This window comes from Candidatus Terasakiella magnetica (assembly GCF_900093605.1).
Classification (GTDB): domain Bacteria; phylum Pseudomonadota; class Alphaproteobacteria; order Rhodospirillales; family Terasakiellaceae; genus Terasakiella; species Terasakiella magnetica.
Genome location: NZ_FLYE01000002.1, coordinates 123,923 through 148,627 on the forward strand (window position 1 = coordinate 123,923; position 24,705 = coordinate 148,627).

General features: G+C 46.1%; 28 protein-coding genes and 1 riboswitch. Of the genes, 14 read left to right on the forward strand and 14 right to left on the reverse strand.

What is annotated here, in order from left to right:
• Positions 1 to 211: 211 nt before the first annotated feature.
• From MTBPR1_RS03745 to MTBPR1_RS03755, 3 genes are all read left to right on the forward strand, one after another.
• Positions 212 to 661: a flavodoxin domain-containing protein gene (locus MTBPR1_RS03745; RefSeq protein WP_069186213.1), complete on the forward strand. Its 450-nt coding sequence runs from the start codon at positions 212 to 214 to the stop codon at positions 659 to 661.
• Positions 662 to 737: 76 nt separating this feature from the next.
• Positions 738 to 2,396 (forward strand): phenylacetic acid degradation protein PaaN, encoded by a 1,659-nt coding sequence (gene paaN, locus MTBPR1_RS03750; protein WP_069186214.1) that lies wholly within the window; start codon positions 738 to 740, stop codon positions 2,394 to 2,396.
• A gap of 76 nt (positions 2,397 to 2,472) precedes the next feature.
• Positions 2,473 to 3,084 carry a phenylacetic acid degradation protein PaaY gene (locus tag MTBPR1_RS03755; RefSeq protein WP_069186215.1) on the forward strand — a complete coding sequence of 204 codons (612 nt, stop codon included), beginning with the start codon at positions 2,473 to 2,475 and terminating at the stop codon, positions 3,082 to 3,084.
• Here the strand turns inward: MTBPR1_RS03755 and maiA are convergent.
• The gene (gene maiA / locus MTBPR1_RS03760; RefSeq protein WP_069186216.1) at positions 3,081 to 3,716 is read right to left on the reverse strand and encodes a maleylacetoacetate isomerase; all 636 of its coding nucleotides are present in this window, start codon (positions 3,714 to 3,716) and stop codon (positions 3,081 to 3,083) included. The two genes, MTBPR1_RS03755 and maiA, sit on opposite strands and share 4 nt — an antisense overlap.
• Complete coding sequence (locus MTBPR1_RS03765; protein ID WP_069186217.1) at positions 3,716 to 4,726, reverse strand: fumarylacetoacetate hydrolase family protein; 1,011 nt, start codon at positions 4,724 to 4,726, stop codon at positions 3,716 to 3,718. Before MTBPR1_RS03765 ends, maiA begins: the two co-directional genes overlap by 1 nt.
• Positions 4,727 to 4,888: 162 nt before the next feature.
• Between MTBPR1_RS03765 and MTBPR1_RS03770 the strand changes: the two genes are divergently transcribed.
• Complete coding sequence (locus tag MTBPR1_RS03770; protein WP_069186218.1) at positions 4,889 to 5,359, forward strand: MarR family winged helix-turn-helix transcriptional regulator; 471 nt, start codon at positions 4,889 to 4,891, stop codon at positions 5,357 to 5,359.
• On the opposite strand, the gene MTBPR1_RS18060 is transcribed toward MTBPR1_RS03770, so the two are convergent.
• A complete protein-coding gene (locus MTBPR1_RS18060) occupies positions 5,356 to 5,529 on the reverse strand; it encodes a hypothetical protein (protein WP_165602608.1) in 174 nt (57 codons plus the stop codon). The two genes, MTBPR1_RS03770 and MTBPR1_RS18060, sit on opposite strands and share 4 nt — an antisense overlap.
• 207 nt (positions 5,530 to 5,736) lie before the next feature.
• On the opposite strand from MTBPR1_RS18060, the gene MTBPR1_RS03775 reads away from it, so the two are divergent.
• The 3 genes from MTBPR1_RS03775 (at position 5,737) to bluB (ending at position 9,175) form a co-directional block, all read left to right on the forward strand.
• Positions 5,737 to 8,202 (forward strand): two-component system response regulator, encoded by a 2,466-nt coding sequence (locus tag MTBPR1_RS03775; protein WP_069186219.1) that lies wholly within the window; start codon positions 5,737 to 5,739, stop codon positions 8,200 to 8,202.
• A 61-nt stretch (positions 8,203 to 8,263) separates the two neighbouring features.
• Positions 8,264 to 8,467, forward strand: a complete 204-nt coding sequence (locus tag MTBPR1_RS03780; protein WP_069186220.1) for a YgaP family membrane protein — start codon at positions 8,264 to 8,266, stop codon at positions 8,465 to 8,467.
• Between the two features lie 63 nt (positions 8,468 to 8,530).
• Positions 8,531 to 9,175 carry a 5,6-dimethylbenzimidazole synthase gene (gene bluB / locus MTBPR1_RS03785; RefSeq protein WP_069186221.1) on the forward strand — a complete coding sequence of 215 codons (645 nt, stop codon included), beginning with the start codon at positions 8,531 to 8,533 and terminating at the stop codon, positions 9,173 to 9,175.
• Here the strand turns inward: bluB and MTBPR1_RS03790 are convergent.
• The 8 genes from MTBPR1_RS03790 to MTBPR1_RS03825 form a co-directional block, all read right to left on the reverse strand.
• The gene (locus MTBPR1_RS03790; protein ID WP_069186222.1) at positions 9,172 to 9,462 is read right to left on the reverse strand and encodes a hypothetical protein; all 291 of its coding nucleotides are present in this window, start codon (positions 9,460 to 9,462) and stop codon (positions 9,172 to 9,174) included. The genes bluB and MTBPR1_RS03790 overlap by 4 nt on opposite strands.
• Positions 9,459 to 10,205, reverse strand: coding sequence for a competence/damage-inducible protein A (locus MTBPR1_RS03795; protein ID WP_069186223.1), 747 nt, complete (start codon positions 10,203 to 10,205; stop codon positions 9,459 to 9,461). The genes MTBPR1_RS03790 and MTBPR1_RS03795 overlap by 4 nt, the downstream gene beginning before the upstream one ends.
• A 15-nt stretch (positions 10,206 to 10,220) precedes the next feature.
• Positions 10,221 to 11,903, reverse strand: coding sequence for a hypothetical protein (locus MTBPR1_RS03800; protein WP_069186224.1), 1,683 nt, complete (start codon positions 11,901 to 11,903; stop codon positions 10,221 to 10,223).
• Between the two features lie 145 nt (positions 11,904 to 12,048).
• Positions 12,049 to 12,726, reverse strand: a complete 678-nt coding sequence (locus MTBPR1_RS03805) for an energy-coupling factor ABC transporter ATP-binding protein (protein ID WP_069186225.1) — start codon at positions 12,724 to 12,726, stop codon at positions 12,049 to 12,051.
• On the reverse strand, positions 12,719 to 13,489 hold the full coding sequence (gene cbiQ, locus MTBPR1_RS03810; RefSeq protein ID WP_069186226.1) for a cobalt ECF transporter T component CbiQ: 771 nt from the start codon (positions 13,487 to 13,489) through the stop codon (positions 12,719 to 12,721). The genes MTBPR1_RS03805 and cbiQ overlap by 8 nt, the downstream gene beginning before the upstream one ends.
• Before the next feature lies 1 nt (position 13,490).
• A complete protein-coding gene (locus MTBPR1_RS03815; protein WP_069186227.1) occupies positions 13,491 to 14,060 on the reverse strand; it encodes a hypothetical protein in 570 nt (189 codons plus the stop codon).
• Positions 14,053 to 14,685: a cobalt transporter CbiM gene (gene cbiM, locus MTBPR1_RS03820; RefSeq protein WP_069186228.1), complete on the reverse strand. Its 633-nt coding sequence runs from the start codon at positions 14,683 to 14,685 to the stop codon at positions 14,053 to 14,055. The genes MTBPR1_RS03815 and cbiM overlap by 8 nt, the downstream gene beginning before the upstream one ends.
• Positions 14,686 to 14,688: 3 nt before the next feature.
• Positions 14,689 to 15,483: a DUF4198 domain-containing protein gene (locus MTBPR1_RS03825; RefSeq protein ID WP_069186283.1), complete on the reverse strand. Its 795-nt coding sequence runs from the start codon at positions 15,481 to 15,483 to the stop codon at positions 14,689 to 14,691.
• A 93-nt stretch (positions 15,484 to 15,576) separates the two neighbouring features.
• Positions 15,577 to 15,794, reverse strand: a riboswitch (cobalamin riboswitch).
• Between the two features lie 159 nt (positions 15,795 to 15,953).
• Here MTBPR1_RS03825 and MTBPR1_RS03830 point away from each other — a divergent pair.
• The 7 genes from MTBPR1_RS03830 (at position 15,954) to MTBPR1_RS03860 (ending at position 22,470) form a co-directional block, all read left to right on the forward strand.
• A complete protein-coding gene (locus MTBPR1_RS03830; protein ID WP_069186229.1) occupies positions 15,954 to 16,529 on the forward strand; it encodes a YceI family protein in 576 nt (191 codons plus the stop codon).
• A gap of 26 nt (positions 16,530 to 16,555) precedes the next feature.
• Positions 16,556 to 17,113 (forward strand): cytochrome b, encoded by a 558-nt coding sequence (locus tag MTBPR1_RS03835; RefSeq protein WP_069186230.1) that lies wholly within the window; start codon positions 16,556 to 16,558, stop codon positions 17,111 to 17,113.
• Positions 17,113 to 17,661 carry a YceI family protein gene (locus MTBPR1_RS03840; protein WP_069186231.1) on the forward strand — a complete coding sequence of 183 codons (549 nt, stop codon included), beginning with the start codon at positions 17,113 to 17,115 and terminating at the stop codon, positions 17,659 to 17,661. Before MTBPR1_RS03835 ends, MTBPR1_RS03840 begins: the two co-directional genes overlap by 1 nt.
• A gap of 46 nt (positions 17,662 to 17,707) precedes the next feature.
• Positions 17,708 to 18,322 (forward strand): hypothetical protein, encoded by a 615-nt coding sequence (locus tag MTBPR1_RS03845; protein ID WP_069186232.1) that lies wholly within the window; start codon positions 17,708 to 17,710, stop codon positions 18,320 to 18,322.
• A gap of 146 nt (positions 18,323 to 18,468) precedes the next feature.
• A complete protein-coding gene (locus MTBPR1_RS03850; protein WP_069186233.1) occupies positions 18,469 to 19,629 on the forward strand; it encodes an HD-GYP domain-containing protein in 1,161 nt (386 codons plus the stop codon).
• A gap of 112 nt (positions 19,630 to 19,741) precedes the next feature.
• Positions 19,742 to 21,439, forward strand: a complete 1,698-nt coding sequence (locus MTBPR1_RS03855; protein WP_069186234.1) for a hypothetical protein — start codon at positions 19,742 to 19,744, stop codon at positions 21,437 to 21,439.
• Between the two features lie 101 nt (positions 21,440 to 21,540).
• The gene (locus MTBPR1_RS03860; protein ID WP_069186235.1) at positions 21,541 to 22,470 is read left to right on the forward strand and encodes an exopolyphosphatase; all 930 of its coding nucleotides are present in this window, start codon (positions 21,541 to 21,543) and stop codon (positions 22,468 to 22,470) included.
• Positions 22,471 to 22,537: 67 nt separating this feature from the next.
• Here the strand turns inward: MTBPR1_RS03860 and MTBPR1_RS03865 are convergent, their stop codons facing one another.
• From MTBPR1_RS03865 to MTBPR1_RS03875, 3 genes are read right to left on the reverse strand one after another with little or no spacing between them, the layout of a single operon-like run.
• On the reverse strand, positions 22,538 to 23,014 hold the full coding sequence (locus MTBPR1_RS03865; RefSeq protein WP_069186236.1) for a hemerythrin domain-containing protein: 477 nt from the start codon (positions 23,012 to 23,014) through the stop codon (positions 22,538 to 22,540).
• The gene (locus MTBPR1_RS03870) at positions 23,011 to 24,270 is read right to left on the reverse strand and encodes a hypothetical protein (protein ID WP_069186237.1); all 1,260 of its coding nucleotides are present in this window, start codon (positions 24,268 to 24,270) and stop codon (positions 23,011 to 23,013) included. Before MTBPR1_RS03870 ends, MTBPR1_RS03865 begins: the two co-directional genes overlap by 4 nt.
• Complete coding sequence (locus MTBPR1_RS03875; RefSeq protein WP_069186238.1) at positions 24,267 to 24,590, reverse strand: DUF2249 domain-containing protein; 324 nt, start codon at positions 24,588 to 24,590, stop codon at positions 24,267 to 24,269. The genes MTBPR1_RS03870 and MTBPR1_RS03875 overlap by 4 nt, the downstream gene beginning before the upstream one ends.
• Positions 24,591 to 24,705 lie beyond the last annotated feature (115 nt).

The following is a 24,705-nucleotide window of genomic DNA, read 5'->3' on the forward strand; positions in this document are numbered from 1 at the left end:
AGGCTGTGTTGTTCATTTGCGTTGCTTTTTTATAGCATAAAATAAAATATGATACAAAACTAGACAACTTTCTATAAATTTAGTATCAAAAAAATTAGAGACATTCAAACATTAATGTTAAAAGAAATACGTAAGGTCCTTTTTAAATATGAATCAGTTCATATTTTTCTAGGGATTGCACAGGGTTAAACAAGAAGAACGAGTGTAAGTCATGACAAGCATCGCCATATTCGTAGGTACAGAATCGGGTAACGCACAGATGGTAGCCGAAGCGTTAAACGATGAGCTCTCCCGTCTCGAGCATGACGTGGAAATTATCGAAGACTTCGATGACGGCCTTGAAGTGCTGGACGGTCATGAGGCAATTATCATCAGTTGCTCCACCCACGGCCTTGGTGAATTACCCGATAATATCATCCCCCTTCATGATGCCATGAAAGAAGACACGCCAGATTTATCGGCCGTGAAATATGGTGTGATTGCACTGGGGGATCAGACCTATTCAGATACCTTCTGTCAGGCTGGTAAAGATATGGATGCGGTTTTCACAGCTTGCGGGGCAAAACGTGTTGGTGTTCGCCTTGAAGTAGATGCCTGTACACAGCCCTTACCCGATGAAGAAGCCATCGATTGGGTTAAAGAGTGGCTGGACCTTCTGTAAAGAAAATCAACTGAAACAAGAAGCGCCTGTATTTTTAAAAGACAGGTTATGAATAGAAAAATAGGGAATTAAAACTATGAGCCTCGAGCTGTTTGAACGTCATCGCGAAAAACTGGATCAAGCCTGTGAAGCGTCTCATTCACGTGGATATTGGTCTGGCTATAAAGAAATGCCAAGCCCACGCGTTTATGGTGAGACGGCTCAAGATGATGGCATTAAAGCGTTTCAATCCCATCTGGGCAAAACCTTTGAAATTGACCAGCCCACAAGTGGTGGCACGCTTGGTGTAGAAGAAGGCCCGTTTGGGGTTGAGCTGAACGTTCAATACCCAGCCCCCGATGTGGAAGCGATGATGGCTGCGGCAAAAGCAGCGATGCCAGCTTGGCGCAAAATCGGCCGACAAGGGCGTGCAGGCGTTTGTATGGAAATTCTTGAGCGTTTAAATGCGAAAAGCTTTGAGCTTGCTTTTTCTGTGATGCATACAACAGGTCAAGCCTTCATGATGGCGTTTCAGGCCGGTGGTGCCCATGCCCAAGACCGTGGTCTTGAAGCGGTTGCTTATGGCTATGAAGAACAGATGCGCCACCCAAAAACTGCTGCTTGGGTAAAGGCGCAAGGCAAAAACGACCCGCTGGAAATGACCAAGAAATATACTGCTGTAGGCCGTGGTGTTTCCTTGATGGTTGGTTGTGCAACCTTCCCCACATGGAATGGCTATCCCGGCCTCTTTGCCTCACTCATTACAGGTAATGCGGTAATTGTAAAACCACATCCGCGCGCTGTATTGCCATTGGCGATTACGGTGCGTGTGGTGCGTGAAGTTCTTGTTGAGGCAGGCCTTGATCCAAACCTTGTTTGTTTGGCAGTTGATACGCTGGAGGCCCCCATTACCAAAGAATTTGCCACCCACGCAGATACAAAAATTGTTGATTTCACAGGTTCTAGCGAATTTGGGAATTGGTTGGAAGATAACTGTAAGCAAGCACAGGTCTATACCGAAAAAGCTGGTGTGAATGCCATCATCATTGATGACTTTGATGATGTTAAAGGCATTTCACGCAACCTGTCTTTCACCTTCAGCCTTTATTCCGGTCAGATGTGTACAACACCGCAAAATGTTTTCATCCCGCGCGATGGCATTGATGTAAACGGTGAGAACATGAGCTTTGACGATGTGGCAAAAGCCATTGCCACGGGCGTTGAAAAATTCCTGTCTGTGCCAGAGCGCGCGGTCGAAGTGCTCGGCTCCATCCAGAATAAAGGTATTTTGGACCGCATAGAGGAAGCCAAGAAACTGGGTGATGTGGTGCTTGATACCACGCAGATTGATCACCCCATGTTTAAAGGTATCCAGTGCCACACCCCTGTTATCGTGAAAATCGATGGCGCAGATATTGAAAAATATTCTGAAGAACTGTTTGGGCCAATCGTTTTTGTGATTGCTACTGATAGTACGCAAGACAGTATTGAGAAAATGAAAACGACCATTTGTGAAAATGGCGCGATCACTTTAGGGCTTTATTCTAAAAACGAAGAGATGATCGAAGCTGTTGAAGAGGCCGCCCTTGAGGCAGGGGTGAACCTGTCCATCAACTTAACGGGTGGCGTGTTTGTCAACCAGTCAGCAGCATTTTCTGACTTTCATGCCACAGGGGCAAATCCAGCAGCCAATGCGGCCCTGACAGACGGGAATTTTGTCTCGGGTCGTTTCCGCGTCATGCAAAGCCGTCGTTAACAATTCTTTACTTCTCATCTAAAGCGGGCTCCTGCATAAATCAGGGGCTCGCTTTTTTATTTCAAGGAAATTCATTATGCCTATGTCCCCTAAAGTGTATGAAATTGACGGTATCGTGCCTGTGATTGATGAAACCGCTTTTGTTCATCCAGATGCAATTTTGATAGGGGATGTGATTGTGGGCACAGGTGTTTATGTGGGGCCTGCTTGTTGCCTGCGCGGTGATTTTGGTCGCTTGATTTTGGAAGAAGGTTCAAACATTCAAGACACCTGCGTGATGCATGGTTTTCCCGGTACCGATACGGTGGTGAAGAAAAACGGTCATATCGGGCACGGCGCTGTTTTACATGGCTGCGTCATTGGCGAAGATGCCCTTGTGGGCATGAACGCCGTCATCATGGATGGCGCTGAGATTGGCCCAGAATGTATTGTGGCGGCCTCGGCGTTTGTGCGCGCAGGGCTGAAATTTGAAAAACGTTCCCTCATTGGCGGTGTGCCTGCCAAGGTGATGCGCGAGGTTTCAGATGAGGAATTTGCCTGGAAACGTGCTGGCACCAAAGAGTATCAGGATTTAGCTGTGCGTTCTCTCAATACAATGAAACCAGCGGTCCCTTTGCGCGAAGTTGAAGAAAACCGCGCTCGCATGCCAAGTGGCGATGTAAAACCCTTGTTTGCAACAAAGGGCTAAACGGCGTCTGGTTGATTTTCAGGTACGGCCTTTTGAAAGGCTTCGAGCTTAAGGCAGGTCTCATTAATGCGGGCAATTTTCGGATAGGGTGTCATATCCACTTTGAAACGGTGCGCATTATAGACTTGGGGGACAAGGCAGATATCCGCCAAGGTTGGGGTGTCACCAAAACAGAAAGTATCATCACCAAGGCGGGCCTCTAAGGCGTCAAAACCTTTGGTGATCCAATGGCGATACCAAGTCATTTTCGGCTCATCTTCCACGCCAAGCTCACCTGCTAGATATTGCAGGATGCGCAGGTTATTTACCGGATGGATATCACTGGTGATAATCTGGGCAAGCGAGCGCACAATGGCACGCTCTTTTGGGGAGGCGGGCAAGAATGCAGGTTCTGGCGTTGTTTCATCCAGATATTCAAGGATCGCCATGGATTGGCTCAAGATGGTGCCGTCCTCAAGCTCAAGGGCAGGGATAAAACCTTGGGGATTCTTTGCTTTATAATCAGCTGAATGTTGCTGGCCCCCGTCTTTGACGAGATGGACGCAGATATGTTCATAGGCTTGCCCGTTAAGGTTAAGGGCAATGCGCACACGATATGCGGCAGACGAGCGCCAGTAATCATAAAGCTTCATTAGTTTTTCACCACGCTCTGATCAATAGTGCCAAAAATGGATTGACCGCTTTTATCAAGCATCTCGATTTTGATGGTATCGCCAAACTTCATGAAGGGTGTTTTAGGTGCGCCATCTTCAATGGTCTCAATCATGCGGATTTCTGCAATACAGGAATAACCTACACCGCCTTCAGCAACAGGTTTACCCGGCCCACCGTTCATTTTGTTAGAAACGGTACCTGAACCAATGACTGTACCAGCCCCGACATTGCGGGTCTTACAGATATGAGACACCAGTTTGGGGAAAGTGAAGGTCATATCAACGCCAGCTTCGGGCTTACCAAAGGTCTCACCGTTAAGGGTGGAAAGAAGTGGCAGGGAAAGCTTTTCACCATCCCAAGCATCGCCTAATTCATCTGGTGTGACGCAGACAGGGGAGAAGGCCGAAGTGGGTTTGGATTGGAAAAAGCCAAAGCCTTTTGCCAGCTCACCGGGGATGAGGCCACGAAGGGAGCAGTCATTAACCAGCATCAACAGTTTGATATGGTCCTTACAATCCTCAGGCGTTGAAGACATGGGTACATCATCGGTAATCACGGCGATCTCTGCCTCAAAATCCACACCCCATTCGTCAGAAGCTAGCGCAATATCATCACGCGCACCAATAAAATCATCAGAGCCACCTTGATACATCAACGGGTCCGTCCAGAAGCTATCGGGCAACTCCGCCCCGCGTGCTTTTCTGACTAACTCTACATGGTTGACATAAGCTGAGCCATCAGCCCATTGGTAGCTGCGCGGCAATGGGGCCATGCAGTTTGTTTGATCAAAATCTTCTGCTTGGGCCACATTACCCGCATTAAGCTGGTCTGAAAGGGCTTGTAGTTTAGGGGCTTTGTCTTTCCACTCATCAATGGCGGCTTGCAAGGTTGGGGCAATATCGCTGGCTGTGATGCACTTTGTTAAGTCTTTAGAGACAACAACGAGGGTGCCATCGCGTGATCCATCTTTTAACGTTGCAAGCTTCATGGTGTTTGCTTTCCTTTAACTACAGCAGAGTGAAATTAGTTTCTTTTGATAATAATTTCATTTGAAACTATATCAAGTAAAAAATGCCAAAAACTTGCAAAAAAGACTCCCAAGGCGTTATAAAGAGGCACGTATATAACAGGTTATTAAAGGGGATTGGCAATGCTGTTGCGTGACGAAGACGATGAAGGCCAACGGGACTTAATCCTTGATCAGTATCTTCCTTATCGTATGGCTGTGATCGCCCATTTGATGAGCCAAGGCTTTGCCAAACGTTATTCCAAAGAATATGACATGACTATTGGGGAATGGCGGGTTATGGCGAATTTAGGCCATATTGAACCTCAAAGCGGCCATGAAATTGGCGCGCATTCCCACCTTGATAAGGTGCAGGTCTCGCGCGCAGTGGCAAGGCTTGAGAAAAAAGGCTGGATTCAGCGCGAGGGCGATACGGTTGATCGTCGGCGCAATTTATTAAAGCTGACAGCTGAGGGACGCATTGTCTTTGAACGTCTGGGCAAGCTTGCGCTGGATTTTGAAGATGATGTCAGCGGCGCTTTAAACACAGAAGAATATGCAGCCTTGGACAGAATTCTCATCAAACTGTCCAAGCGCGCAGAAAGTCTGGCTTAAGCCGTGCTATCGGTTTTATCGGATTTGCTGCACAACATATCACAGGCATGCATGGCAGAGAGGCCAAGTGCGGCAAGGAAAATCGCCAAGAACATGGGAACACCGATCAAAGTGCTGCCGTAAATCATGGGAAGCATAACAAGCCATGGAAGGATAAGCTGAAAAGGCATCGGTGATCTCCTTAAAAGAACAGTTTCATTTAAACGCGATTGTGGGCAAGCAGACCTACGCTTTCAAGTGTTATTTTTCTTATCTTTGTGTGTATGTGGTAATACGTAAGGGGCAGGACAAAAGCTTAGCCTGTAAGGTGTTTTTAGGGTAAAACTAATGAAACTAAAACCATCTAAAAAAACATCGGCTCGGAATTTTTCCTCGCAATGACCAAAGAAGTTGAACAAACCCATATCCTGATCGTTGATGATGATCCGATTATCTTAAAAGTCGTAAGCGGCTTTTTAGAGAAAAAAGGCTATGGGTTGTTGAGAGCCAAAAATGCAGAAGAAGCGCTAGACCTTTTAAGTGAACATGAAGTTGATCTGATTATTCTGGACCATTATATGGAACCGGGCATGACCGGGCTTGAGATGTTGAAAGCCCTGCGCCAAGATGATGATCCGGTCGCGGTTATTATGTTAACAGGTGCAGATGACCGTCAGGTTATTATTGATTCCATGCAAGCCGGCGCACAGGATTTCATCTTAAAAAACAGTGGTGTTGAATTTTTATTAAAACTGGACCAAAGCGTTATCCGCGCTTTGCATGTGGGTGATCTTGAAAGAAAAATTGCCAAGAGCCATCAGGCTTTGCAAGATCAAGCACAGTTTTTACAAACCATCATTGATGCGGTGCCAACGCCGATCTATTACAAGGGTACTGATCAAAAAATCCTTGGCTGTAATAAGGCGATGGCAGATTTTATTGAACAACCAATCTATGAAATTGTTGGGCAAAAAATTGATGGTCTTTACCCCGCAGAAATCAGTGAAAAACTGCAACAACATGATGCGACTTTAATGGATGAAGGTGGTGAGCTTTTGACCGAGCTTGCCGTGCAGCGCTCTGATGGGGAACATCATATTCTGTCTCATAAGGCACGCTATCGCAATGCTGAGGGTGAAAGTGGTATTGTTGGGGCGGTTGTGGATATTACAGAGCGTAAACTCTATGAAAATGAGTTACGTCTGGCCCAAACTGTTTTTGAGACAACTTCAGAAGCAATTATCGTGACCGATTTGCAAAATGGTATTCAGGCGGTAAACCCTTCATTTACGCGGGTGACAGGTTATAGCGAAGAAGAAGTGATTGGCAAAGATCCGGGTTTTTTGAGTTCCGGTCGCCAAGATAAAGAATTTTACCACAACATGTGGATGCAGCTTTGCGAAAAAGGGCGCTGGCAGGGTGAGATTTGGAATCGCCGCAAAAATGGTGATCTTTATGCAGAGTGGTTATCCATTTCGGCAGTTCATGATGAAACAGGCAAGATCACCCAGTATGTTGCCGTCTTTAGCGATATTACAAAACGTAAAAAAGCTGAAGAACTGATCCGCCATCAAGCAAACTTTGATGCGCTGACCAATCTGCCCAATAGAAACCTGTTTTTGGACCGCCTCAGTCGGTCCATGGTGCGTGCAAAACGCAACGGCACGCAGGTTGCCTTGATGTTTTTGGATTTGGATCGTTTTAAATCAGTAAATGATACTTTGGGCCATAACATTGGGGATGCTTTGCTTCAAGAAACGGCACAGCGGCTTTTAGGCTGCGTGCGTGAAACAGATACGGTCTCGCGATTGGGCGGGGATGAATTTACGGTTATCATTCCTGATATCAAACATACCTATGATATTGAAAAAGTATCTATGAAAGTTTTACATGAACTTTCCCAGACCTTTTCCATTGAGGGACATGATATTTTTCTCTCTGCCAGTGTGGGGATTACCGTGTACCCCGATGATGGGGTTGAGCTTGAAGCCTTGATGAGAAATGCCGATACCGCCATGTATCAGGCCAAAGAAGCCGGACGTAACAGTTTCCGTTTCTTCACGCCAGAAATGAATGCCAAAGCACACGAACAAATGATTTTGGAGCGTGACTTGCGTCAAGCAATTGAGCACAAAGAGTTCTGCGTTCATTATCAGCCTGTTATTGAAGTTACAACGGGGCAAGTAACATCTTGTGAAGCCTTGGTGCGCTGGAACCATCCCCAAAAGGGGCTCACAGCACCGGGGTATTTTATCTCTGCGGCTGAAGAAACCGGGCTGATTGATGAAATCGGCACGCAGGTCTTAGAAGAAGTCTGTAAGCAAATACATCAATGGAAAAAAGTACCAGAGATGAAAGCTGTGCGTGTCGCGGTTAATTTATCCCCCCATCAATTGCGCAACGAAAACCTTGTTCAAGACTTGCAAACGATGATGACGAAACATGGCGTTGAAGCCGGTCAACTTTCTTTAGAGATTACAGAGACGCTTGTTATGCAAGACCCACAGGGGACAGCGGTTTTGTTAGATGAAATTCGTAAATTAGGGATCAAGATTTATCTGGATGATTTTGGTACTGGCTATTCATCCTTAAACTACCTAAAGCGTTTTTCTTTTGATGTGCTGAAAGTTGATCGATCTTTCATCATGGATGTCCATGAAAATGAAGGTGATGCAGCTCTTGTAGAAGCCATTATCGTGATGGCCCATAAGTTGGGTATTAAAGTGGTGGCCGAAGGTGTTGAAACCATTGAGCAGCAGAAATTTATCATTGAGCAAAAATGCGACCTGATCCAAGGCTTTTATTACAGCAAGCCGTTAAGTGCTGAGGATATGTACGACTATTGTCGATCCACTACAGCTTGAATTTATGTTAGAAACCACTTATATTCATGCATCGCTCTAAAAGCTCTGTAAAGGATAGATTATGCAAAAGAATGTCGGCGGTATTGACCGTAAATTACGAATTGTTGCGGGTCTTGTGTTGATCGCGCTTGTATTTGTCGGCCCACAAACACCATGGGGCTGGATCGGTCTTGTGCCATTGGGCACGGCATTAATTGGCTGGTGTCCGGCTTATCTGCCATTTGGTATCAAGACATGTTCAATTGATAGCTCTAAAGACGCATAAAGCCTCTTTTTATTTTGTGAAGAAGGCATTAAAGTCCCTGTCAAAAATACAGGGACTTTTTTTATGCCGACACCACCCGTCTTTGACAGTGACTTTCAAAAACAACTGGATGAACTTTTTAAATGGCGTCGCGATGTGCGCCACTTTAAAACCGATCCGCTCCCTGATGGCCTGTTAGAAGAATTTTTAGAAACAGCAACACTGGCACCTTCTGTGGGTAACAGCCAGCCGTGGCGTTTTGTAATTGTTGAAGATCAGGCTTGTAAAAAAGCCATTCGCGATAATTTTGAAGCCTGTAATAAAGAGGCAATGCAGGATTATGATGGTGAAAAGGCACAGACCTATGCGTCCTTGAAACTTTCCGGTCTGGATCGTGCGCCTGCGCAAGTGGCTGTTTTTTGTGATAGTGCCACCGATGTGGGCCAAGGTCTGGGCCAAAAGACCATGCCGGAAACATTGAAATATTCGGTTGTCTCCAGCATTCAAACACTTTGGCTCTCAGCACGCGCCCAAGGGGTTGGGATTGGCTGGGTCTCAATTATCGAGCCTGAAGCCATCAAGGATATTCTGGATATTAAAGAAGAAAGCTGGGATTTAGTAGCCTATTTATGTATCGGCTATCCCGAAGAAGAACATGATGTGCCTGAATTGGTGCGTTTTGGCTGGCAAGACCGTTTGCCATTAAGCCAGACGGTGTTGAAACGCTAATAATAGGTGTGGTTGCTGGGCGGCTCGTCGCGTTCTTGGGCGAGACTGAAGATGCCCCAGCCCATGCCAATACTGCCAAAGGTAATGGCAAGACCGGTAAAGAGCATGACCACAACCAGCCAACCATCTTGAGACGATGAGATCATGGTCCAGAGTTTGCTGACATCAAAATAAAGCAGTAAGGCTCCAAAGAAAAAACCGCCTAAAACTCCTGCGACCAAATGTTGGAAGAGGAAAATTAGGGTTTTGCGCGCCGTCCAATGAAGTTTGTTGAACTCTCTTTTCATAAGGAAAAGATAATGTTTCCATCCAGAGATTCAATCATTTCTTTAATTGCACCTGCACATTCTTCATTTTGTTCAGGCTTTGTTGAGCGCAGAACAAGGCTGACGCCAAGTTGCCCGTCTTTGAAATAGGGATAACTGCCGATATCAATATCAGGATAGAGTGTTTGAATGTCACCCAATGGCTGTGCAATGACACCTTCACCAAGATCGCTCGAAACCGTGGTGGAAAGAACGGGGGCACCCCCAACCAGTCGGCTTTTTAAATTATCAAACATAGCCCGTGCAATGCGCGGTACACCAGCAAGGACGAAGACATTTTCAATCTGATAGCCCGGGGCTTTGCTGATGGGGTTTTCAATCAGACTTGCGCCCACAGGTGTTTGCGCCATGCGCAGGCGGGCCTCATTTAAGTCTTCAGGTTTATAGTGGCTTTGCAGCATTTTAACGGCGTCTGGATGATGGGCAAAGTCATAGCCCATGGCCTTGGCCACACAGGCAGAAGTTATATCGTCATGAGTGGGGCCGATGCCGCCTGTTGTGAAGACATAATCATAGGTGTCTCGGGCATAATTGAGCGTCTCAATAATGGTCTGTTCAACATCGGGGATAACGCGCGCTTCACCGACTTGAATGCCAAGTGTGTTTAGCTCTCCTGCAAGGAAATTAAGGTTGGCATCTTGCGTGCGTCCACTAAGGACTTCATTGCCGATGATGAGGATACATGCTGTGACTTTATCTGCCAACTTACACAGCCTTTTCTATTTTTTCATTTTCTCATACATATTTTCATAGGCATCCATGAATTTGCCAATGGTATGATGAATTGTATCTTTGGTATGCATGGAGGTGTCTTCACCTGTTTCACGCGCTTGTTGGCGCGCAAAGAGGACACGGTCAATCAAACCAAGAACACCATCTGCCACCCCTTGAAGCGGTTTAGAAAGATTTTCTTTTTCCGTTTCCAGATGAGTTTGCGCGTTTTTGAATTCTTTCTCAAACTTGATCAAGTGCAGCACGAGAATGGATTCAAAGAAAAATTCAAGACAGTTTTTCAAAACCCGTGGTTCAGCAGGTTGTTTTAACAGCTTGATAATCTGTTCTGCATAAGTCACCGGACGACGCCCCAGTTCCGGCACGGAGAGCGGCAGTCGGCTGGCATCGAGTTTTTGGCCCATACAGGCGGTTTGGACTTCATCCAGACCAATGGAGTTTTTGGTATAAAGCAGGTTCAGGATCAAAAGCTCAAAGAAGTTTTGATCATTGTTCTTAAAGCTTTGTTCCAAGGCACGGGCAACGGCGCCTTTGGCAGTAGAGCCCCCTTGGGCTTGTTCTGCAATTTGGATGATACGATCGACTTCACCTTGGAAGGCTTTTTCGCGCATACCGGATAGATATTTCAGGATGGAGAAATTAAAGGTTTTGGGGAAGAAAATCTCGCCCTTGTCTTGGGAGACTTGGAAAATATCCATAACATCTTCCCAAGCTTCGCGTTCAGCCTTTTTGGCTTTCTTCGGCGCAGCTTCTTTTTTCTCTTTACCCAGAAGTTTAGAGAACAGGCCGCCGCCTTTTTTCTCTTTCTTCACTTTCTTCTTCGGCTCATCACCCTGTTTGGCGCGTTTTTCCGCCTCAATCTGGGAAGTTCCCCAACCGCCAAAACCAGACTCGACCACATCAAGTAAAGGACGTGTTTTATCACGCAGCACTTTACGAATGGCTTCTTCATCGGCATCAGGGTCCGTGTCGTTATAAACACGGCGCGTCATGATATCACGGCTGCCCATGATGAGCGCACGAATGGCATCTTCAATCAGAACAGAGAATTCAATGGTGTAAAGGAAGTGTGGGGGAATACCCACATCCACTGTGGAATGACGCCCATAAAGCTGAACACTGCGCAGCACATCAAGCTTTGAGTCATAATGGCGCACGACACTTTGGATACAGAGCTTTTCTGCCAGTTCATACTGGAACTCAGGCTCTTTTTCTTCGATTTCTTCTTCTTCCTCATCAATGGGCGAACCATCCCCACCAGAGGCAATTTTACGGGCGCGATCTTCTGATTTTGCTTGAGAGGCGGCTTCTTTGGCTTCTTCTGCTTTGCGTTTCTTTTCTTCTTTTAATTCTTTGGAACGTTTAGGCAGGTTTTCAAGGCCGCTCATGATGTCTTCGGCATGTTGGCGCACAAGACGCGTGAACTGCCCATCACGGAACTCTTTACATTGTTCCATGATTTCCATAACGAACTTGATCTGGCTTAAATGTGTACCTTTTTGCAGCGTGTCCGGATCGCCTTCACGCAAGGTTTTTAAAACGCGTAACGCGGCACGATCTACCTGTGACATCATCGCGGCTTTTCCCTCAGCAGGATTAAGCGACGACAATTCAGTCATGGCACTGGTCAATTCGACCTTTTCGTAATCTTTTTGTTTTTCTTCAGACACGATAAAACCGCAGTTTCGTTATAGTTCAAATAGTTGATGCCCAGATTAAGGAAAAATCACGGAAAAATCAATGGTTTGAACAGCATTATATCACATGTTTCTTACACTATCGGATAATGGTTAACAAAAACATACGATGCAATGTCTATTTTGCGTGTTTACACTTGGGTTTAGGCGTAATCAGCTTGCCATCTTCAAGATTTAGACGATTTGTTGTGATTTGGTGCCTGAAATGTTGATCATGCGATATGATAACCATGGCTTGAGGGAGCGCGTTGAGAATCTCAATCAGGCGGGTTTGGGTGTCCTCATCAAGGGCATTGGTGGGTTCATCCAGCAAAAGGACTTCCGGCTCCATTGCTAAAACGCACGCAAGGCTAACAAGGCGCTTTTCTCCACCTGATAGATTGTGGGTGGCGCGATCACGCAAATGTCCTAAATGCAAATTTTGCAAGGTGGTCTCCACAATCGCCATGGCCTCATCAATAGGTTTGCCCAGATTTAAAACACCAAAGGCAATATCTTCAGCCACCGTTGGGCAAAAAAGCTGATCATCGGGGTCTTGAAAGACAAGGCCAATGCGACGGCGCACATCTTTAAAATCAGCCTCAACCTTGCGCTCTTTGCCAAAAACCATGACTTGACCTGAGGTGGGTTTATTAAGCCCGACGATAAGGTGAAAAAGCGTACTTTTGCCCGCACCATTGGGGCCGTTAATCACAATGCGCTCATTTGTGCTGAGGGAAAAATCGACTCCTTTTAACACGCTATGACGGTTGGGGTAGGTGAAATGGATGTTTTGCAGGTCGATCAATTTATCCATAGTGAAAATCCAACCCGATTAATGCGGTTAAAAAGAGAAAAGCAACAAGGCTGAAAATACGATCGCGTTTTTGAAAATGAAATTCATCCAAAAGATAAAACTTCCCCTGAAAGCCACGACATTTCATCGCTTCTAAAATGCGCTCAGACCTCTCAAGGCTTCTCACCAGCAACATACCAAGGAGATAGCCGATAGAGCGATAGGTATGTAAGTTATTTCCTGCCTTAAAACACCGTGCTTTCATGGCTATGCGCAGGCGGAAATATTCTTGTTTTAACACATCAATATAACGCACGCTAAAAAGCATGAGATGAACAAGGTTTTCTGGTACACGCAAACGGTTAAGCGCATGGCCTAAGGCAATGGCATCAATGGTGCCGACCAAGGCAAGCAAGGTCATGACAACCGCGTTGGCTTTTAAGGTGATTTCCAAGGCTTTATAAAGCCCTTCCCATGTGGCGGTGAAAGGACCAAGCAAAAACCATGTTTCACCCGGTGTGGTAAAAGGCAGCATGAAAAGGAGGAAAATAATAAACCCATCCATCGCCATGACTTTTTTCAAAGTCTCTTTCGCAGGGAGTTTGGCAGAGATTAATAGAAAGAGCGCACAGCCCAGTGCTGAGCTTAAGGCCAAAAAACCTTCAAGTGAGACAACTGTGCAGGCAAAGAGACAGGCAGCGACAACACGCGCGCGCGGGTCAAGGCGCAATAGCCATGATCCATTGGTTGTTAAATGGATGTCGCGCGTGGTGGTTGGCGACATGTTATTTATCACCTTTGCGCCGGGCAGCCATATAAAAACCGATGCCAGTAAGGCCAAGGATATAGCCAATCCCACCTAAAATCGTTTGCAGGTCATTCTTTTCTTTATAAGAGGCGATTTCTTTTCGAAGAGGCTGAACCTCACGGCGCACCGCTTTGGCAATGAGCTGTTCAATATTGGCTGTGTTTGCTATTGAAGATGCTGTTTTCTCAATTGCTTTTTGCCCGTTTGGTGCAGGGGTGTTTTGCTTGACCCCATCGGGTAATTCATCCGTTGTTACAATCACAAAGGCCATATGGCCCGCACCAAGGTTTGCTTGAAAACGATGGGTGATGGCTTGTGTAGGGGTGAAGCGAAAAAGCCCATCTTCATTGACTTGCGTTTGACCAATGAGCGCACCTTGATCATTGAAAACTTCAACCACAGTGCCTGTTTTTGCCATTTCCCCATTGGAAAGGCCAATCTCACCTTCAATATCTGCGCCATCTGTCCAGGCTGAAGCCACAATCTTATGGGCAAAAGCGGGCTGGGTAAAGCAAAGTAGGGCCAATATAAACAGCAGCTTAGGCATGGCTGACTTCCTTAGGGGTAGGGGCAAACGTATCAAATAATTCTGGTTTTACGCGGTGGATCAAGGCAACCGCGCAAGCACATAAGAAACCCTCAATCGCCATGACAGGCAGGTGGGCTAAAATAATTAGCTTGGCTGCGGGAATAAAGGCTTCCCCCGTTATTGCCAAGGCAAGGGTCACAAGGACAGCCGTGAGCGCAATGGAGCCTGCCCCAGCTAAACCACCCCAGAACATGGCGATCTTTTTGGTCGGGCTGTGAATGCCATTTTTACAGATGAAATGCATTAAAACAGCGGGCAGCGCAATGGCAACGGTGTTGATACCGAGCACGGTTACCCCGCCATAACCAAAGAAAATGGCCTGTAAAAGCAGCCCGACAAAGAGCGCGGGAAATGCCGTCCAGCCTAAGATAATACCAGCCAACCCATTCATGATGAGATGGACCGAGCTTGGCCCTAATGGCACATGGATGAGAGAGGCCACAAAGAAGGTTGCAGCCATAACCCCTGCGGCGGGGATTTTCTCCATATCCATTTTTTTAAGGCCAATGGCCATGCCCGCAACGGCGAGAACACCACCGGCAATAACAACATCGTTGGAAAGGGCACCATCTACAATATGCATGGCTTATTGCTCCAACTCATGGGCTTTGATCCATAAAACCGCATCTTGGGAGAGCTCTTTACCCTGAAATTGCGTATCAGGCCCACTACCAAGGGCAGCAAAGCCCCAATAGCCCGCTTTGGGAAGGCCAAAGCTGAACTGAGCGTTTTTATCGCTCATCACTACAATGGCACCACCGGGGTGGCTTGCACTTTTCTGTGAGCTGGGCTGATTGGTGCTTAGGTCCGGCTCAGCCGTTATATGTTCAATTTCAATCTCAATATTGGCCGCAGGTTGACCGTCTTTTAAAACAATGCCGGAAAAGGTCGAGCCCGCAATGGCCCCATATGGCTTGCTCAAGGGAATGATTTCAGTTTTAAGCCCAACAGGCGCGGCCCAATCGGTTGGCACGCCGCCTTTATTGATCATCACTTTGGTGATTTGCTGGATATAAATATCTTCGCTTTTTTCAAGGTAGGGGCTCGGCACCAATACCAGTTTATAATCCCCATTGCGCTTAAGTTTTACAGTTGCATCAAAAGCGTTTGCCTCATTTGAAACCCCTTTAAAGGGAGAGGGGGCAAGGCTTGGGCTAAGGTCTGTTTTCTTGCCTTTAAAAACAGAATAAAACTCTTCGGGCTGGCCCATATCCATCACATGACCATTTTCCATCGGGTGCCAAAAGATCAATTTAAGCGGCACATCACCTGCTTTTTTAAGGTTGATCTCTGGTGTGTAAATCAGCTGGAAATGAGCATGAGCTTGCGGTGCAGCCAGTACGCATAAAGCGCTCAGTGATGAAATAAGAAACTTGCGCATAAAAACTTGATCCCCTCGATCAATAATAGACATCAGATTGGCGAAGGGGAATAGGAATTGTTTGGCTAAATAACCAAGGACCACCCCGTCCAATCATTCGGTTTGACTATGGCAGGTATCCTGGCTTGCGCTTTTTCGCCCCGTCTTCCTTCCCGGTCTCTTTAAAAAGATCCAGTGGATATAGACGGCACATTTGCGCTTACAGTTGCGGGGGCAGCCACGGTATAGATCCCTGATGGGTACATCGCACCGTGTTCCCTTTTAATCTTCTAGACTCGAGCCTTCGAAGAACCATCTCCCTCTTTTAGGCTGATTATGTTTGTAGAGTCAACGAATGATGCTTTTCATTTAGGGGTGATTGTTCTGTTTTTGGAAACAATTACTTTCAAAACCGTTTCTTTAATCAACTAAATGAAAAACTTATCTTTAAGGCATGAAACAAACTCAACAGCATTAAAGGTTATCCCCCCATGAAGAAGATCATTCTTTCCACCGTTTTCGCCCTTGGTCTCAGCGTTTCTGCAGTAAAAGCCGAGCCTGTTCAGTATCATTTTGATAAATCACATAGCTCCATTGAGTTTCGCATCAATCATCTTGGTTTTTCAAACTTTCAAGGTGAGTTTCAAGGCTTTGACGGGACCCTCTTGTTTGATGAAGCCAAGCCTGAAAATAGTTCGGTCAATGTGACCATTGATGCAGCATCTATTGATACGGATGTGGCGGCACTGGATGCTCACCTTAAAAAAGCTGATTTCTTTGATGTGGCAAAATTCCCCACACTGAGCTTTAAAAGCAAATCCATTAAGGTGACGGGTGAAAATACGGGTGAGATCACCGGGGATTTGACCCTACACGGTGTGACAAAAGAAGTGGTGCTTTTAACAACACTTAATAAAGCCGCCCTACACCCCATGATGAAAGTCCCCGCCGTTGGTTTTTCTGCAAGCACAACAATTAAGCGCTCTGACTTTGGTGTCAGTGCTTATGTGCCAGCCGTGGGTGATGAGGTCACCATTCGTATCGAAACTGAAGCCCACGCTAAATAGGCTGTAAACTCTTAAGGAGAAACGTCATGTCACTTCGAAATACATATACGTCTTATGGCTGGCTGGCAAAAGGCTTCCACTGGGTGGTCTTCTTGGGCTTTGTGGCCCTTTATGGGATCGGTTTTTATATGGGGACACTCCCTGTGGGGCCGGACCTGTTTGCCAAGATCGGTTTGCATAAATCCATTGGTATTATTGTGTTGGCTTTAGCGGTCTTTCGTTTGGTGTGGCGTTTCATTAACCCAAGTCCTGATCTGCCCGAAGGGATGAAATGGTATGAGCGTTTGGGGGCTCATGGGGTTCACATCGCGCTTTATGGTGCCATGTTGATCATGCCGATCAGTGGCTGGGCCATGAGTAATGCGGCAAATTTCCCGGTTTCTGTTTTTGGCTGGTTCACACTGCCAAATATGATTGAACCTTCAAAAGCGGCTGTTGAAAACCTCAAGGCTTTTCATGGCACTATGGCTTGGGTTGTTTTAGGGGTGATCGTGTTGCATGTAGCCGCAGCCTTGAAACATCATTTTATTAATAAAGACAATGTGTTTAGCCGCATGATGCCTTTTTCAAAAGAGGATGCATAATGTTACGAAGTCTCGTTTTATTCCTCACATTTTTGAGCATGTCGGCCCATGGCGCAGACTGGTCGGTGAACAGCCAAGAAAGTAAACTTGGCTTCTTTGCAACCCAAGTGGGGGCTGAATTTGAAGGCCAGTTTAAAGAGTTTTCCTCAACCATCACCTTTGATGAAACAGACTTGGCAAATAGTCAGGTGAAAATCCTGATAAATATTAAAAGTGTCGATACGCAAAATAGCGAGCGTGACAGCAATATTTTAAACGCGGAATGGTTCGATAGTAAAACACACCCAAGCGCGACCTTTGAAACCAAAGAAATTATTTCTCTTGGCGCTGCGGCCTATAAGGCGAAATCACTTCTTACTATGCGCGGGGTCACAAAAGAAGTTGAGCTGCCTTTTACAGTGCAAATTCAAGGAAATAAGGCCCATGCAAAAGGCGAGTTAAGCGTCAGCCGCACCGCCTTTGGAATTGGTCAGGGGCAATGGGCCGTTGGCACGGTCGTTGGGGATGAGGTGCGTATTTTCTTTGACTTGAAAGCCGATGCCCAATAGGTTCAGCCCCAACATTTTATAACCCTTTAAATGTAGGACTGACCTGATGGCCTCTACAAAGCCCGGGAAATATATCGGTGATGCCGGTGTTGCCAAATATCTGGAAGAATATAAAAGCCAGACTCCTTTTTATGTGGTGCGCATGCGCGTCCTTGGGGCGCTGGCAAGCCCGAACGAAGACTTGCTGCCCGTGATGGTGATGGCAAGTTTTTGGCCCGAAGATGCATTTCCAAAGTTTGTGACCAAGGATGAGGCCGAGAAGTTTTTTGCCACCTTCATGGGGCTTTGGCGGCGCATGGAAAAACTCGCTGATGCAGAAGGCACATTGCTGAGCGCACGAGGAAAACTGAGCGATCTTGATGAGGCAAAAGAAGTTCTGCTTAAACGCCTTGAAGAGATTGAAGCTGGCTTTATTGAAGGCTTTTGGGGTGGGCAAGATGATATGAAAATGCCGTCTGCCACCGCAGCCCTTGTGGATGGGCTTAGTGATGAAGCAACGGCTTATCATGCGCTTTTACAAGATGTGGAAGGTTGGAGCGACTATAGCCCCGCCATGCGCGATGCGCTTCATGCGGAAGTGATTGAGCGTGATAATGTGGTGGAAGACGCCATGAAGGCGTTACTGCTGCTCAAAGAAAAGGCAAATGAGACTGCGCATTAGTGATGGTTGTCGAAAAAGTCACTTAGGGTCAGGACCCTAAATATGCTATACTACATTTGTGTATTGAATAAATAATACGCTTACCTATTTATGTATAACGCACGAGGAAAATGGCGGATGCTCACCTTCTGATAAGGAGAAGTGACATGTTAAGCCCGACTCAAATACATCAGACCTTTGGTCATGCCTCTTTGAATAAATCACAGAGACCGGGGTTGGTGCGTGCGTTGGTCATCTCCAAGTATCCCAAATTTAGAAGTGAAATCGTTTCAGCCCTACAGGCAACGTTTGAGGTTGATTATTATGCCTCTACCTCGGCCTCAATGGTTGGATTGAAAAATAACAAGGCACCGGGGCTCATTGTGATGGATTATGAGCTGCTGGTACATGATTCCCGTGATTTTATAACCTGCAAGATGGAACATGAAAAACTTCAGGATATTCCCATTGTCGTCACGGGGAAAGTCCGTCAGGAAGAGTTTAATGAAACAGTGCGCTTGTTGTGCCCTGTTGCTTATTTGCGCAGACCTTTTATGAAATCACAACTCCATGATGAAGCGTCGCGCATGGTGGATAGTCCGCTGGAATTTAGTTGGCAGCATTTACCCAAATGCCAGAAAGAGGCTTTGCAAAGTACTGCGAGCAATTATCGTATGATGGCGCGCCGGGTGAGACGGGAGAACCCCTTAAGTCTGGCGCAAACTGAAGAAAGTTGCACCCCCCTTGTGAATGAGGTGCTTGAAGGAAATAGTGGGGATTTGATGGAGAATATCAAAGGCCATCACAATTATCCTTATGTCCATTCTTTTAAGGTTGCGACTCTCTTATCTTTATTGGGCGAAGCCATTGGTATTCGTGATCATGAATTATTGACGGTCACGGTGGGAGGGATGATGATGGATATTGGCAAACTTATGGCCCCTGAAGAATTGCTTAATCGACCGGATCGCTTAAGTCGTGAGGAACTGCATGAGCTTAAAAAACATGTTTTTCATTCTCACGGGATTCTTGATAAGAGCGAAATTAGTAATGAAGGCATTCGTGTGATTGCCGAACAGCACCATGAGCGCCTAGATGGCAGTGGGTATCCACGTGGTCTTAAAGGCAAAGATTTAAATGAGCTTGCCCGTTTGGCTGCAATTATTGATGTATTTTGTGCTTTGACTGACCAGCGTCCTTATAAACCAGCTTATAGTTTTGAAAGCTCTTTACAGGTGTTGGAGAAAATGGAAGGAAAGCTTGATCCTTTTTTACTGGCTTTATTTAAGGAAATTATCCTTAAGCTCTACAAACCTGTTGTTCATTAAAAAACTTCAAATTTACATTGGAAACAATGCCCTGATGGGCCTAAGATGTTATTCTTGAGATTGGAAAGTCAGCATCAACGAATGCGCGCGAATAGAAAGAAGAAAAAGTTAAATGGGTGATCGCACAAAGTTTGAGATTCGTCTGAGTGATCAGGATCGTTGGTTTGTGGAAAAGGTCTTTAAAGATCAAAAGCCAGCTGAAAAATCTTTCACAGAATTTGCAGAAGATGAAGCCACACAATATCTCGGCGTGCAGTTGGTGCGCGTCTGGACGCGTGCTGACCAAAATGAAGTTGAAAAAATACTAAAAGAACAAAGGCTTACACCAAAGGTTAAGCCCGTTCGCCTTGCCAATATCGAAGAAGCATCCCCTTGTGCCCACCGTGATGATTATTTAGGTTTGAGCGCACGCCTGACCATGGGGCGTTTGTTGCGCAACCTGTTGGACCGCGATGGCATGATCCCCTCAGAGCTGCTTTATTCCCATGATAAAGCCAAGCGTTTTATGGGTGGGGAAATGTGCTCACCTGCCATTGACCGTGTGGCGACCTTGCAAGCCAAGGATACGGGCCTAGATTCGCGCAAAAGACGCGATGATCTCTATACAGAATTTCAAGCCATCATGGATGATGTGCTGAAAATTCAAAAGACCAAGGCCTTTAAAGGCTTTGATAGCAAAGAGCTTGAGACCATTGTGCAAACGGCAGAGGCTATTGGTCAACCCATGGCCTTGATGGTGGTCATGTGTAAAGCCTTGATCCAGTATCGCAGTGTGGAAGGCAAGCTGATCCAGATTCTTGAATGGCTGGAAAGCCCACAAGGCAGTGGACTCGAATATGAGCTTGACGGTTTGATTGCTGAAATTATGTCTTCAGCGCAAATGGTTCAGGATATGCTTGGCCCGCAACGTAACTTAGCCTCAGCCATTTCAACCTTGCTCGATTGGGTGGATGGTCAAAAGGTTAGCGCTACAGGGGCTTGCCCGGATGCGGTGGCTTCGCTTTGTCGCCTCTTTGCCCAAGACCGTTTGCAGCAGACCCGTGATGTGTTGTTTGATTTTATTTTGCGCCAAATGTCGGGCAAGCAACCACTGGCAAGGAACGATCCATCTACGGAAGAAGCCGAGTTTATGACCCTGTTTGCCCGTCTGGCTTTTCCTTCCGGTATGACGGGGGGCTCGAGCATGGCAGAGGCACTGTCGCGCCGTTATGGCCGTAGCTTGAAACAAGGCGGGGAAAGTGGCGAGCGGATGTCCATTAAATGGCTGTTGGATATGTTGCCTGATGGATCAAGCCAGTTGCCTTATTTGCTGGCTTTACACGATGCCCCACTGGGTGAGGCACATCCTGATGTGATCAAGCAAAGCATTTCCCAGCTCTGCAATAATGCACGTTCTATTAAGGACTTTAGCGGGGACGGGGCTTCGGCTAAAGACCGTTTGCAATGTTTAAAAGACCTGCATGTTCTGGTTGAAGAATCCTCACTTGAGGAATCTGAACAGAAAAAGCTTCTTTCTACTTTGGATAGATTGGTTGAGAAATATTTGATTGATACAAAGTTGATTGACAAACTGGACAACCCTAAGGCAAGTTTGCGTGATCGTGCTATACGCATGGTGCAGTTTTGTGGTTCTGGCGTGTTGTGGGAACATGGACATGCCATGTCACTTGCGCGCCAACGTGTGGTTGACCACTTGAAGGGTGCTGGTTTCATTGAGAAGTTTACTGATGGGGAAGATGACCCTCAGAAAAAAGAAATTATGATCAGGGATTTCTACAAGATGATGGCAGAAGCAGGTTTTAAAAGTTAAAGTACCTAATATAGTGTACAAATCGTTTTTTTAGACTTAAACTGTTGCAAAACAGGGGCGAAGATTTTCGCATAAGAAAAAATTTGATAGGAGCCGGAAACATGACTGACCAAAAATATCGTCTCGTCACGCGAGCTGATTTTGACGGAGTCGTTTCAGGTACATTACTTCTCGAACTCGATATGATCGACGAGATTGTGTTTGCCGAGCCAAAAGAAATTCAGGATGGCCTCTTTGAGGTGACTGAAAATGATATTCTTACAAACTTGCCATATGTTGAAAAAGCGCATCTTTGCCTTGATCACCATTTAAGTGAAGTCGAACGTGTGGGCGAGCGTGGTAATCTTATCATTGACGCTAAAGCACCTTCTGCGGCGCGCGTTGTTTATAACCATTTTGGCAAAGGCGAGAAATTCCCGCAAATCTGTACCGATATGCTTGAAGCGGTCGATAAGGCGGATGCGGCACAATATAACGAAGAAGATATCTTGGCACCGAGCCCATGGGTCTTGTTAAACTTTGTTCTTGATCCACGCACGAGCTTGGACCGTATTGGCAATTTTGCAATCTCTCATGAACAGTTCATGAAAGATATGATGCTTTATTGCCGTCATCACCCGGTAGAAGAAATTCTTAAAATTCCTGATGTGGAAGAACGCCTGCATTTTTATAATCTGCATGAAGAGTTCTTTGAGCGTCAGTTGAAAAAATGCACACAGGTTCATGATAATCTGGTGGTGTTTGATCTGCGCCATGAAGATGAACATTATGCAGGGAACCGCTTTACCATCTATGCGATTTTCCCAGAATGTAATATCTCTATTCAGGTCATTCCTGAGATTGAGCCGGGCAAATGTTTGCTGGCAACAGGTAAATCTATCTTGAACCGCACCTCAAAAACCAACGTGGGCAGCCTGATGTTGAAATATGGCGGCGGTGGTCACAAACAAGTGGGTACATGTCGTATTGAAAATGACCGTGTTGATGAAGTGCTGGCGGAGCTGGTGAAACAGATTACGGCTGACGGTTAATTTTAGATCGTGCTGAATTTAAAAGGCCGGATGAGGGATATACCTTCATCCGGCCTTTGTTTTTTATTTAAGCTGATTTTTTATAAAGCTCAATTAACGGGGCTTCCGTTTCTGGTGTGAACAGGCTGTTAATCGCATTGATCAGGCCCATTTCCTCTTTTTGAATATGGAAGGTCTCATGACCTATAAATTCAAAACTGAGCGATTGAAACTTTTCCCAGCTTTCTGTGCTAAATCCATTTTCTAAAGCGTCTTGTGAAATGCTTTTAAGTTCTTGGGCCAAGGGGCGGATTATCTGATGTTCACCAGCCAGCATATTGGCCATGAAGTCTGCCCCGTTCATGCGCAAGATAGGAAAGAGATGTTCTTCTTCAAAGGCATAGTGATCGGTAATGTCACTTTGGGTAACTTCCACCACGTCTTTTAAGAGAGGGGCAATCTCGTTGATGTCAGAAGGTTGAGCTTTGTTGCGCCAGCCGTCTAATTCATCCAGAACGGCCAATGTGCGTTGATGTTCGCCATGAAGGATTTCAGAAAGTCTCATGATGTCATTTTCTCCAGACAGTGACGTTTGCGTTTAAGCGCTGTGATCAGGAAAATGAGGAATAAAATTCCGCTCATTATGCCGATCAGGCTGGCAAAACGTAAAAGAAGGGTTTGTTCAAAAATAAGGGCTGTTACAGTGAGGACGACCGCAAGGATATGGGCCGGGCCAATGAAGCTGAGCAGTTTTTCATGGGCAAGTTTGCTTGGTAATTCTGGCATGCCCGTGCGCCGTGCGATTTGCATGGAAAGTAAAAACGGGATGATACGTTGTAAAATCCCGATGATGAAAGACACAAGCCAGCCCAAAAGCGCAATGATGATGCATAGCTGGACAATATAGTCATAGCGATCAGACCAAAGGGCCGCGCAGGCCAGAAGCAGGCTGGTGGGGAACATCACCCAAGAAAAGCGAATGGGCAACCATTCCGGCCCCAAGCGCGTGCGCATGCGCCCTTTTAAGATATGCACCATTTCAAAAACATAGAGGCAAGAAGCCACAGTGGCGACAATTGGGGCGAGCTGATATTGCCCAGAAATCCATAAAGCTAAGGCAATGAAGCTGAGCATAAGGGTGATATGGCAGAGTTTATCATTTGTTGTATCACTCACAGCCAACATGGGGATCATGATCCGACTAAAGCCCAAAACGATCAGTCCCATAAAGCCATAAAGGGCAAGGCCTGCATGCATAAGCGGTCCATTCGCCATGCCAAAACTAAGATGTTCTGCCCAATCAAGGATCATCAAAGTGCCAAAGGTGGCAGCAAGGATAAGGCAAAGCGCACCGATAAAAACATGATTGCGCACGATTTTTAAGGTTTCACTGCGCAGCAAAAGGCGCACCAGCATTGCCCCATATAACAGGACTGCACCAAGTAAGAAGAGGCTGCCAAAGGTGCTGATCTGGGTAAAATAATGGGCGAAACCACCCAGCATGATTGTGGTGCCAATGATCAACAGGCCAAGTAAGATCACCACCCCATGGGGTTTATTCATAGCAGCCCCGGTTGCCACAGGCAGCATTTGCATAGAGGCGCCAAAGGCGGTGCTGAGAACCACGCCAATGCTAAACATATGTAGGCAGGCCAGAACTGGACCAAAGCCGCCACTAAAGGAGGCAATATTATCGGCCTGAATAAACAGAAGAAGCCAGCCAAGGGGAAGGCAGATTAAGGCAAATGAAAAAAAGCTCAGCGGGATCCATTCCGGCAGTAATCTTTGTTCTGCCCCAAATGGCAGAGTGCCGCCCATCATGCAGTTTTACTTTCTTTGAAAATCTTCAAGGTGACGCCTTTGGGTGTTTTCTCAAGGACTTCCCAGCTCCATCCGTTTTCATTGAGGTGAGGGAATAATTGAATAGGGGAATGCGGATAAAGTCCTTCAAAATGTTGCTCAGTACTAAGCTGCTCAAGGATTTTAAGGGTGCCAACCATGGGCGTAGGTGCACTTAGTCCGGTGAGATCTGCAAAAACACAGTTATCTTTTATTTCGACCCGATCTTTAAGTTCTGGTAGGTCCCATCCTTCAGGGATTTTACCATCGCAGGGGTAGTTATTGTTTGCTTTAATTGTCATATGCAGATTTATGCCGATGTTCAAAGTCTATTACATTGATGCTGATCAAGCTTGTGTAAAGGGGTGTTGATGGATCTGTGAAGCTATCGTAAGATAACCAATAAAGTTTTTCCCA